The sequence below is a fragment of the Psychrobacter sp. Sarcosine-3u-12 genome (genome assembly GCF_002836005.1).
In the GTDB taxonomy this organism is placed as follows: Bacteria; Pseudomonadota; Gammaproteobacteria; order Pseudomonadales; family Moraxellaceae; genus Psychrobacter; species Psychrobacter okhotskensis.
This window is the reverse complement of record NZ_PJBY01000056.1, coordinates 1-389: the sequence shown is the minus strand read 5'-3', so window position 1 is coordinate 389 and position 389 is coordinate 1. Positions and strand designations below refer to the sequence as shown.

The following is a 389-nucleotide window of genomic DNA, read 5'->3' as shown; positions in this document are numbered from 1 at the left end:
CCTTGAGATGGCAGAGGCCAATCTTGAGCACTTTGATGAGACTTGGGGCACAGAGTACCCACATGTCATCAAGTCTTGGCGCAATAACTGGGAGGGCTTAACGGTGTTCTTTGAGTATCCGAAAGACATCAGAAAAGTCATATATACCACCAATGCTATTGAGTCGCTAAACAGTGTGATTCGGACAGCGGTGAATAAGCGTAAGGTGTTCCCATCTGATCAGGCAGCATTCAAAGTGGTTTACTTAGCCACCCAGCAGGCGTCTAAAAAGTGGTCGATGCCAATCCGTAACTGGACGTCTGCTCTGAATCGTTTTATGATTATGTTTGATGACCGTATCAGTAAGCATTTAATCTAAATGGCAGTTACACAGAATCTGGGATGGTCTC

General features: G+C 45.2%; 1 protein-coding gene. It reads left to right on the top strand.

Annotated features, from left to right (window positions below; all coding sequences use genetic code 11):
* Window positions 1-358: transposase (locus CXF65_RS01130; RefSeq protein ID WP_198551936.1), on the top strand; the 358-nt coding region annotated here is incomplete at its 5' end.
* Window positions 359-389: the final 31 nt, after the last annotated feature.